This window comes from Pseudomonas sp. TE6288 (assembly GCF_054062095.1).
Genome location: NZ_JBSSEW010000001.1, coordinates 385,133 through 395,682, shown reverse-complemented (window position 1 = coordinate 395,682; position 10,550 = coordinate 385,133). Strand labels below are relative to the sequence as shown.

Genomic DNA, 10,550 nt, shown 5'->3' with positions numbered 1-10,550 from the left:
AGCGCTGCGCCCCAGGATGGGGCGTACAGCGCGGTACCCACGGGAGCAAGAACGGAGCGAGGGAACCCCGGAGCGAAGCGCAGGGGCCGTATGAATGGAGCCAGGATTTTTTGGTTCCTTTTTGATCCTTCAAAAAGGGACCCGCCGTAAGGGCGGAAAGGTGACTAGATGTCGACATCTTCTACGAATGCGCAAACAAAAATCAAAACAATCACTTCCGACCCCGACCCCGACCCCGACCCCGACCCCGACCCCGACCCCGACCCCGACCCCGACCCCGACCCCGACCCCGACCCCAACCCCAACCCCCTCGAAACCACCCCCTCTGATGAACCTTTCATGACAAAACTTCGGTAGCAATCCGCCACCCCCGTCAAAGCCATGGACACCAACAAGGCACCTGGCCATCAGGCCGATGAAGCCTTGAGAACCGGCCTGGGAGCGGGGCAATGGGCACTATGGAACGCTACACGAAAGTGGGAATGCAGGAGCTCGACCAGCGTCTGGCCAAGATCGTCGAGGCCGCCCGCAAGCAGCCCGTCTCGGTCTACCGCTACGGCGCCCCCTGGGTATGGATCGTCTCCCAGGACGACTGGCAGGGCGCCCTCCGCGAGGTGGCCAGCTGCGTGCCGCCCGGCCATTCGCTGGCGCTGCTCAAGCCGCGCATAGAGGCATTGCTGGAGGCGCACCAGCCCGCGCTGGCGCTGCTGGCCGAGCAGCAGGGCATGATCATCGCCCCGCGCACGCTGATGCATGTGTTGCTGCTGCAGCTGCTGTATTCGGTGCCCAGCGAGAAGCAGCTCTACGAGCAGCTCAACTACAACCTGCTGTTCCGCTGGTTCACCGGCCTGGAGCTGAAATCGCGGGTGTGGAACTTCAGCCTGTTCAGCCATGACCTCGGCGTGCTGCTGGGCAGCGCCATGGCCGTTTCGCTGCTGCAGCGCATGGTCGACGAAGTGCTCGGCGCGAGCCTGCAGGCCATGCCCGAGTTCAGCCTCAACCTGGCCCTGTTGCACAGCTGGCTGGCCCGCCACCAAGGTCAGGCCGCACCCAGCGACAACCACTAGCAAACCAACGAATTCCTGGCGCTCAAGGGGGCGGTGTGGAGCATTTTTTCTTCAAGCGATGCGGCATGGGCGCAGGGGCGCTGCTGTGCCTGCTGGCGGTCGAGGTGGCCGCGAACGAGGCGCAGCGCCGGGTCGAGATCAACGAATACGTGGTGCGCGGCAACACCGTGCTCGACGCCCAGGCCATCGAAGAGGCGGTCTATCCCTACCTGGGGCCGGACAAGACCCTGGCCGACCTCGAAGGCGCCCGCGAGGCGTTGCAGAAAAGCTATCAGGCCCGGGGCTACCAGTCGGTGTTCGTCGAGCTGCCCGAGCAGAAGGTCGAAGGCGGCGTGGTCTACCTGCAGGTGAGCGAAACCAAGGTCGGGCGGGTACGGGTGGTGGGTGCCAAGCATTACTCGCCGCTGGAGATCCGTGAACAGGTGCCGGCGTTGGAGGAGGGCAAGGTCCCCGATTTCGCCCAGGTACAGAACGAGCTGGCCACGCTCAATCGTGCCCCGGGGCGGCAGGTCATGCCACTGGTGCGCGAAGGCCAGCGCCCGGGCACCATGGACGTCGACCTGCAGGTCGAGGACAAGCAACCCTGGAACCTGAGCCTGGGCCTGAACAACGACCACAGCGCCGATACCGAGAAGCTGCGCAGTGTCGTCAGCCTGGGCTACAACAACCTCTGGCAGGCCGGCCACAGCGTCTCGCTGACCTGGTTCACCGCGCCCCAGGACCGTGACAACGCCGAGGTCTGGTCCGGGTCCTACGCCGCGCCGCTGAACGAGCGCTGGACCGTGCAGTTCTCCGGCTACCACTCCGACAGCAACGTCGCCACGGTGGGCGGTACCAATGTGTTGGGCAAGGGCCATTCCTACGGCGTTTCGGCAATCTATAACCTGCCGGGCGTCGGCGCCTGGGCCAACGCCCTGTCAATCGGCGTGGACTTCAAGGACTTCGACGAACAGGTCGGCCTGGGCGGCGGCAGTGACAAGGTCCCGCTCAAGTACGCCCCGATCACCCTGGGCTATACCGGCTACCGCTTCACCGAACAGGACCAGCTGAGCCTCGGCCTGAGCCTGGTGGCCGGGACGCGCAGCCTGCTGGGCTATGGCAGCGACGATTCCGAGTTCGATTACAAGCGCTACCGCGCCGACTCCAGCTTCGCCGCGCTCAAGGGCGACGGCAGCTACACCTTCGACTTCGCCGGCGCCTGGCAGAGCGCCTCCAAGCTGGCCTTCCAGCTGGCCTCGGGGCCGTTGGTGTCGAACGAACAGTTTGCCGCCGGTGGCGCCACCTCGGTGCGCGGCTATCTCGCCGCCGAACGCACCGGGGACGACGGCCTGCTGTTCTCCCAGGAACTGCGCACCCCCTCCATTGGCCGCTACGTCGGCAGCTACATCAGCGACTGGCGCTTCTACCTGTTCGCCGAGGGTGCCCAGTTGCGCCTGCAGGACGCACTGCCCGAGCAGGACGACAGCTACAGCCTGGCCAGCGTCGGCGTCGGCACCCGCGCCACGCTCAACGACTGGTTGTCCGGCAGCCTCGACTGGGCCGTGCCGCTCAAGGACGGCCCCAACACCGACAAGAACGCTTCCCGCGTGCACTTCAGCGTGCAGGCGACTTTCTGAACGATTGACCTACTGACCGGCATCGGCCTGGAGACCTCTCATGCAACGCCTGATATTGACCTTGCTGCTGTGCCTGGGCTTCGCCCTGCCGGGCAGCGCCAGTGCCTGGTGGCAGGACGACTGGATGTACCGCAAGCAGATCGCCGTGGACACCACGCCCCAGGGCGCCGGCCTGACCCAGGCGCTGGGCCGCACCGCGCTGCTGGTGCGCCTGCACACCGGCAACTTCAGCTTCGACGGCGTCAGCGAAACCGGCGCGGACATCCGCTTCGTCGCTGCCGACGACAAGACCGTGCTCAACCACCATGTCGAGCAGTTCGATCCACTGATGGGCATGGCGCTGATCTGGGTCGACGTGCCGCGTATCGAGCCTGGCCAGCGCCAGGACCTGTGGATGTACTACGGCAACCCCAAGGCCCAGGCACCCGCCGGCCAGCCGAGCTTCGACGCCGACTACACCGCGCTCTACCACTTCGACGGTGCCACCGCCCGTGACGCCAGTCCTTACGGTAACCAGCTGCAAGGACCAACGGTCAGTGTCGATGGTGTGATTGGCCGGGCCATCCAGCTCGGGGGACAAGCCTTGCAACTGCCCGCCAGCGCCTCGCTGCAACTGCCGGCGGGCGCGGCGTTCAGCTTCAGCACCTGGATGCGCCAGGACCAGGCGGTGGGTGAGCAACTGCTGCTGGCACGCCGCGAGGCCGGCCACAGCCTGCTGCTCGGCCTGGCCGAAGGCGTGCCCTTCATCGAGGTGGACGGCCAGCGTGCCGCCGCCAATCAGGCGCTCGGCGCCGGCCAATGGCAGCATCTGGCGCTGGTGGGCGAGGGCAACCTCACGCTGCTGCTCGAAGGCCAGCCGGTCGCGCGACTGGCCGCGAGCCTGGCGGCCTTCAGCGGCGCCATCGGCATCGGTGGCGACCTGCCAGCGGCCGAGGGCGAGGCCGCCGGCCACTACGCGACCTTTGTCGGCGCCCTGGACGAGCTGCGTGTTTCCCGCGTCGCCCGCAGCCAGGCCAGCCTGCAGGCCGACGTGCTGGCCCAGGGTGCCGAGTCGCGCCTGGTGGTCTATGGCGTCGACGAGGAACAATCCGGCTTCGGCTTCGGCGGCCTGGGCTTCCTGCTCAAGGCGGTGCCGGTGGACGCCTGGGTAATCATCGCTGTCCTGGTGCTGATGATGGTGCAGTCGTGGGTGATCATGCTGCGCAAGCAGCGCACGCTCAACCGCGTCACCGCCGCCAATACGCGCTTTCGCGAGCGCTTCGCCACGGTCGGCACGCGCCTCGAGCAGTTCGCCGACGATCAGGACCTGCATAAGCAACTGACTGACTCCTCGCTGTGGCGCCTGTACCTGGTGGCGGTGCAGGAAATCCGCACCCGCCGCGCCCAGGGCGCCGACACCCGTGAAGTGTCCGCGGCCACCATCGAGGCCATCCGCTGCTCCATGGACGGCGTGCGCACCCGCGAGAACCAGGCGCTGTCGGCGAAACTGTCGACCCTGTCCAACGCCATCGCCGGCGGCCCCTATATCGGCCTGCTGGGCACGGTGCTGGGGATCATGGTGGTGTTCCTCGGCACTGCCATGGCCGGCGACGTCAACATCAACGCCATCGCCCCGGGCATGGCCGCGGCGCTGCTGGCCACCGCCATGGGCCTGTTCGTCGCCATCCCCGCGCTGTTCGGCTACAACCGCCTGACCACGCGCAACCGCGAAGTCAGCGCTGACATGCGGGTGTTCGTCGACGAGTTCATCACCCGTCTGGCCGAGCTGCACGGCGAGGGCCAGGCCGGTGAAGCGGCGCTGCGTCCGGCCGGGCGCAGCGTCAACCCGTCGATCCCGGCGTGAGGAGGCAGCCATGGCATCCGTGAACAACGCCCAAGACGACGACGCCGACGCCGCGGTCGATAGCATCAACATCACCCCGCTGGTGGATGTGCTGATGGTGGTGCTGGTGATGTTCATCCTCACCGCCACCGCGCAGGTCTCCGGGATCCAGGTGCAACTGCCCAAGGCCAGCGCCACGGTGTCGCTGGCCCAGCCCAAGACCAAGGCGATCTCGATCAACGATGCCGGCCAGGTATTCCTCGACGCCTACCCGGTGACGCTGCAGGAGCTGGAGGACCGCCTGCGCAGCGAAAAGGCGCGCAGCCCGGATTTTCCGTTGATCGTGCGCGGTGACGCGGGTGTGCAGTACCAGAAAGTGGTCGAGGTGCTCGACCTGCTGCGCCGTCTCGAACTGGCCCAGGTCGGGCTGGTCACCGGCAAGCCGAACCAGGGGTGAGGGCAGGCATGGAACCTAAAGCCAACTTCCGCCGCCTGCTGACCTGGGCCGTGCTCGCCGTCGCTGGCGCGGGCCTGGCCTGGCTGCTGTGGCAGTGGGCCAACGACATGGCCGGGGTGCGCCGCGAGGCGCCCAAGGTGCCGGCGATCATCCCGCTGCCGCCGCCTCCACCGCCGCCCCCGCCCGAGCCGCCCAAGGAGCCTGAACCACCGGTCGAGGAAAAGATCGTCGAGCCGCAGCCGGTGCCTGAGGCCGAGGAGGTCAAGCCCGCCGAGGACGCGCCGGACCCGGCCCAGGACCTGGCCGACCCCATGCAGATGGACGGCGACGCCCAAGCGGGCGGCGACAGCTTCAACGTCGGTGCTGGCAAGGGCGGCGGCATGGCCGGTGGCGGCGGTGGCGGCCTGGGCAGCGGCACCTACAGCCAGTACCTGGCCTATGCCTTCCAGCGCCTGCTGCGCGACAACCCCGAGCTGCGCAACCTGGTGTTCAACCTGCAGGCCGAGATCTGGCTCAGCGCCGCCGGCGAGATCACCCGGGTCGAGCTGCTGCGCGGCAGCGGCGAGCCGGAGGTGGACGCCCAGGTGCTCGCCGCCCTGCGCGGCGCCCGCGCCCTCGACCAGCGCCCGCCGGCCAACCTGACTTTGCCGGTGAAGATCGCCCTGCAGGGGCGCCGGCCATGAACAACGAAGCACGACTGACCCACAGGAGCTGCAAACCCATGAAGTGCCCAGTCAACCGATTGACCCTGGCGCTCGGCCTGCTGGCCGCCGCCACCGCGGTCGGTCCGGCCGTCGCCCACGCCGCGCCGTCGGAGAACGCGACCGTCAACCTGATCCGCCTGCTGGTGGAGCAGGGCGTGCTCAAGCAGGACAAGGCCGATGCGCTGATCGCCCAGGCCGAGCGCGAGGCCCAGCAGGCGCGGGCTGTCAGCGCCGCGCCGATCGTCGCCCAGGCCCCCGCGGCCAACGGCGAAGTGCGCGTGCAGTATGTGCCGGCCATCGTCCGTCAGCAGATCCGCGACGAGATCAAGGCCGAGGTGATGAACACCGCCAAGCAGGAAAACTGGGCCGCGCCCAACACTTTCCCCGACTGGGCCTCGCGCATCAGCTTCGACGGCGACCTGCGCCTGCGCTACGAATCGCGCGGCTACGCCGATGGCAACAGCAACGAGATCGTCGACTTCGCCAAGCTCAACGACAAGGGCCCGTACGATGTCAACGCCAACAGCGGCTCGACCCTGCCGCCGCTGCTTAACACCCGCGAGGACCGCGACAGCCTCCTGCGCCTGCGCGCGCGCTTCGGCCTCAAGGCCCAGCTGGCGGACAACTGGGTGGCCGGCATCCGTGTCGCCACCGGCTCCAACAACAACCCGGTGTCGACCACCCAGAACCTCGGTGGCGGCTTCGGCAAGAAGGACATCTGGCTCGACCAGGGCTATGTCACCTGGACGCCCAGCGAGCGACTGACGTTGACCGGCGGGCGCATCGCCAATCCGTTCATGTCCACCGACATCCTCTATTCCCACGACCTCAACTTCGATGGCGTGGCGGCGATCTTCGACCAGCCGCTGAACCGCGACCTCAGCCTGTTCGGCACCGTCGGCGCGTTCCCTGTGCAGTACAGCGACGACAGCGCCAGCAGCAACGGCCTGGACAAGGAGGACAGCGACAACAAGTGGCTGTACGGCGCGCAGCTGGGCGCGAAATGGGCGCTCAACGACCATCACCGCCTCAAGGGCGCGATGGCCTACTACCGCTTCGACGACATCGCCGGCGAGCGCTCCAGCCCCTGTGCGCCCTGGGATGGCCAGCCGGCCTGCGACAGCGACGAGACCCGCCCGACCTTCATGCAGAAGGGCAACACGGTGTTCCTGCTGCGCGACATCACGCCCAATCCGGCCAACCCGGCGGCCACGCCGCAGCCGCAGTTCGTCGGCATCGCCTCGGAGTTCGAACTGCTCGACCTGAACCTGGTGTGGGATGCCGACCTGCCCCATGACTTCAAGCTGCGCAGCCAGGCCGACTACATCCACAACCTGGCCTACGACGAGGGCGACATGCGCAAGCGTTCGGCCGGCCAGCTGGCCAACAACATCGACGAGAACGGCAACATCAAGAGCGGCGGCGACGCCTGGATGTTGCAGTTCACCCTGGGCAACGCCCTGGACATGCGCAAGGCCGGCGACTGGAACCTGTTCGCCGGCTACAAGCGCATCGAGCCTGACGCACTGCCGGACGGGTTCAACGACTCGAGCTTCCACCTCGGCGGCACCAACGCCAAGGGCTATTTCCTCGGTGGCAACTACGGCCTGGCCGACAACGTCTACGCTACAGCCCGTTGGTTGAGCAGCGAGGCAGTCTACGGCGCGCCGTTTGACATCGATGTGCTACAACTTGAAGTCAACACGCGGTTCTAGGGAAGGAGCACGGGCATGAACAAGGGAGTCTATCGCCATCGTTGCGCCTGGTTGATGCTGGCGCTGGGCGCAAGCCTGGCCGCCTCGGCGTCGGCCGAAACCCTCGAAGAGCGCCTGCGCACCCAGCTGCGCAGCACCACGCAACAGCTGCAGGCCCTGCAGAGCGAGCAGGCCCAGGCCAGCGCCGCCCGCCAGGCGGCGGAACAGCAACGCGACGCGGCCCTGGGCCAGGTGCGCGAGCTGACCGCGCAACTGGCCAAGGCGCGCGGCCAGAGCGAACAGCTCGCCGGCCAGCAGCAGGCCGTGCACAGCCAGGCCCAGGCGCTGGTGGCCAGCAGCAACGAACAACTGCACAAGTACAAGCAGGCCTATGACGAACTGCTGGGCATGGCGCGCGCCAAGGAAAGCGAGCGTGCCGGCCTGCAGGCACAACTGGCCGAACGCGATGGCCAGGTGCAGAAGTGCCAGGCGCGCAACCAGCAGATGTACGGGGTGGCCAAGGAGATGCTGGCCGCCTTTGAGAAGGTCGATATCGCCGATGTGATGAAGATGCGCCAGCCCTTTGCCGGCTCGGCCCGGGTCCGCTTCGAGGAGCTGGCCCAGGCCTATGGCGACAGACTCTACGAAAGCCAGTTCGACGCCCCCACGGGCGTGACCCAGTGACGTTTTCTCAACGCAAGGAAGTAAGCACATGACCGAAGTCACCCTGATCGAAACCGTTAGCGCCGACTCCCTGACCAAGCTGCTGCAGGATGCCGGCTGCCGGGTCAATCGCACCGAGCAGAATGCCGTGGTGCAGTTGCTCAGCGCCAGCCAGGGCGTGGGTTACGCCGTACGTTTCGGCAACCGGGCGCTGAACCAGGAAGGCGAGTTCCTCGATTTCACCTTCAGTTGCGCGCTGCGTATCCAGGGCGAGCTGCCCGCGGGCCTGGCCGAGCGCTGGAACGCCACCCGGCGTTTCGCCCGCCTGTCGGTACAGGGCGAGTTCCTGGTAATGGAGAAGGACGTGGTGGTTGCCGACGGCGTCAGCGAGAAGCACCTGCTTGGCAGCCTGTTGCTGTGGGATCGCCTGCTGCAGGAGTTCATCGTCTACCTGCGTGACTACAGCCGCAATGTCGCCGAAACGGCGCCCGAGCAGGTGGCCAGCGATGCGGTGAGCGCTTCGTGACGGCGCGAACCCTGTGGGCCGGCGCTGGCGCGCTGGCCGTTGTCGCGGTGGCAGTCGCCCTGGCATTGCGCCCGGGCGACGAGCCGGTGGCAGCGGCGCGCCCGGCTTCGCCCGCTACCCTGGTGGCCACCGACAACGGCCCGGTGCTGGCGCGCCTTGGCGAGCAACAGGTGGGCAGCGGCGAGCTCAAGGCGCTGTTCGCCCAGTTGCCCGAAGAGGCCCGCGTCAGCCTGCGCGGCGACCGACCGGCACTGGAGGCCTGGATCCGCGCCCGCTTGGCGGAAAAGGCCCTGTACCAGCAGGCCGAAGCCCAAGGCTGGTTGCAGCGTCCGGAGATCCAGGTGCAGACCCGCGCGGCCACCGAGCAAATTGTCCTGCGCGACTACCTCGACTCGGTGAGCAAGGTGTCCGATGACTACCCCACCGAGGCCGAGCTCAAGCAGGCCTACGAGGCAGGCAAGGCTGGTTTGCAACTGCCGGCACGCTATCGCCTGAGCCAGATCTTCCTGCGGGTGGAAAACCCCAAGGATGACGAGGCCGTGCGCAAGCAGGCCCAGGCCCTTGCCAAGCAGGCCCAGGCCGCGGATGCGGACTTTGGCGCATTGGCCCGCGAGCATTCGCAGGATGCCGGCACCGCCGCCAACGGCGGGGATACCGGCCTGCAGGCCTTGGCGCAACTGTTGCCGGAGGTGCGCGGGGTGGTGCCGAAACTCAAGGTGGGCAGCGTCAGCGAACCGGTGCAGAGCGCGGCGGGCTATCACATCATCAAGCTGGTGGAACAGCAGCCGGCCCGGGCGGCGACCTTCGACGAGGTGGCCCCGCGCCTGCGCCAGGTGCTGCGTGCCCAGCGCCAGGAGCAGGTGGCCAAGGCCTATGTGGAGGGCATGTTCGACACTGCCACCCTCAGCATCGACGGCGCGGCGCTCAACCAGGTGCTGGAAAGCAGCCGCTAGTCGCCTACAACCATGGAAGAAGCGGGCCTGCCAAGGCGGGCCTGCGGGAGGCGAGGGATGCCTATCGATCTGTCCCGGGGGCGAGCCCCGGATACCAGCGTGCCCGTCGTTCGCCCCCAGGTGCCGCTGGCCCTGGACGAGCAGACGTTGAACTGTTTTCTGGTCACCGCGCGCTGCGGTTGTTTCATGCAGGCGGCACGGCGGCTCAACCTCAAACCGGTGGCCCTGCGCAAGCGCCTGGCGGCGCTGGAGGCACTCCTGGGCTACAGCCTGTTCGTCAACCGCAACAACAACCCGGTGCTCAGCCAGCAGGGCGAGCGCCTGCAGCAGGTGCTCCAGGCCCGCGAACCGGTGGTGCCAGCGCCGCGGGAAGCCAGCGCCAGTGTGCGCCTGGCCGTGGCCGAACCACTGCTGCAGGACCTGCTGGGCCGCAACCTGATCAACTTCGTGCGCCAGCATGCCGGCATGCGCCTGGAGGTGGCCACGCTCGATGGCCGCCAGGTACCCGAGCAGGCCGCGGATGTGGCGTTATGGCTGGGCGACCTTGACCAGAGCGCCCGCAGCGGCTGTTTTGCCGACACCACCGCCGAAGCCCTGGCCACCCTCGAATACCTGCCGCATATCGCCAAGCGTTATGCCCGCGAGGCCAACCGCCCGACCAGCCTGGCGCACCTGCAGGACTACATGCTGGTGCAATGGCAAGGCGAGGTCGGCGTGCAGGCGTTGACGCCCTGGCAGACGCTGTTGAGCACCCGCTCGGCCGGCGTGACGCAGATCCAGGACTACGAGATGTACTGCCAGCTGATCAAGTGCAGCGCCAGTGTCGGTTTGCTGCCGCACTACGCGGCGCATCTGGATCGTGGCCTGTTGGCCTTGCCGGGGTTGTTCCGCGAGCCGATGCGCCGGCGCGTGTGGCTGGCGGTCGATGAGCGCACCGAAGCCGATCCGTTGGTGCAGGTGATGGTCGGGGCGATCCGGGCCGCGTTCGAGGAACGCCGGGAATGGTTTGCCGGTCGTTAGGGGCAGCCTAGTGTGGTGTTTCACAAAT

At 67.5% G+C, this 10,550-nt stretch carries 10 protein-coding genes and 1 pseudogene; all 11 read left to right on the top strand.

Going from position 1 to position 10,550, the window contains the following annotated elements; all coding sequences use genetic code 11:
- The first annotated feature begins 168 nt into the window (after positions 1–168).
- On the top strand, positions 169–357 hold the full coding sequence (locus tag ACVWY1_RS01755) for a hypothetical protein (protein WP_457377706.1): 189 nt from the start codon (positions 169–171) through the stop codon (positions 355–357).
- A 395-nt stretch (positions 358–752) separates the two neighbouring features.
- Positions 753–852, top strand: a pseudogene (locus ACVWY1_RS01750) (transposase); the annotation flags it as partial.
- 280 nt (positions 853–1,132) lie between these two features.
- Complete coding sequence (locus ACVWY1_RS01745; RefSeq protein ID WP_457377717.1) at positions 1,133–2,683, top strand: ShlB/FhaC/HecB family hemolysin secretion/activation protein; 1,551 nt, start codon at positions 1,133–1,135, stop codon at positions 2,681–2,683.
- Positions 2,684–2,723: 40 nt separating this feature from the next.
- The gene (locus ACVWY1_RS01740; protein WP_457377705.1) at positions 2,724–4,526 is read left to right on the top strand and encodes a DUF2341 domain-containing protein; all 1,803 of its coding nucleotides are present in this window, start codon (positions 2,724–2,726) and stop codon (positions 4,524–4,526) included.
- Positions 4,527–4,536: 10 nt separating this feature from the next.
- Positions 4,537–4,962 (top strand): ExbD/TolR family protein, encoded by a 426-nt coding sequence (locus ACVWY1_RS01735; RefSeq protein WP_046855393.1) that lies wholly within the window; start codon positions 4,537–4,539, stop codon positions 4,960–4,962.
- An 8-nt stretch (positions 4,963–4,970) separates the two neighbouring features.
- Positions 4,971–5,645 carry an energy transducer TonB family protein gene (locus ACVWY1_RS01730; protein WP_046855394.1) on the top strand — a complete coding sequence of 225 codons (675 nt, stop codon included), beginning with the start codon at positions 4,971–4,973 and terminating at the stop codon, positions 5,643–5,645.
- Positions 5,646–5,683: 38 nt separating this feature from the next.
- A complete protein-coding gene (locus ACVWY1_RS01725) occupies positions 5,684–7,381 on the top strand; it encodes a putative porin (protein WP_214501748.1) in 1,698 nt (565 codons plus the stop codon).
- A 15-nt stretch (positions 7,382–7,396) separates the two neighbouring features.
- Entirely contained in the window at positions 7,397–8,044 is a 648-nt protein-coding gene (locus ACVWY1_RS01720; protein WP_457377704.1) for a DNA repair protein, read from the top strand.
- A gap of 28 nt (positions 8,045–8,072) precedes the next feature.
- On the top strand, positions 8,073–8,549 hold the full coding sequence (locus ACVWY1_RS01715; protein WP_038706233.1) for a YbjN domain-containing protein: 477 nt from the start codon (positions 8,073–8,075) through the stop codon (positions 8,547–8,549).
- A complete protein-coding gene (locus ACVWY1_RS01710; protein ID WP_214501747.1) occupies positions 8,546–9,502 on the top strand; it encodes a peptidylprolyl isomerase in 957 nt (318 codons plus the stop codon). The genes ACVWY1_RS01715 and ACVWY1_RS01710 overlap by 4 nt, the downstream gene beginning before the upstream one ends.
- 99 nt (positions 9,503–9,601) lie before the next feature.
- A complete protein-coding gene (locus ACVWY1_RS01705) occupies positions 9,602–10,522 on the top strand; it encodes a LysR substrate-binding domain-containing protein (RefSeq protein ID WP_457377703.1) in 921 nt (306 codons plus the stop codon).
- The last annotated feature ends 28 nt before the right edge of the window (positions 10,523–10,550 follow it).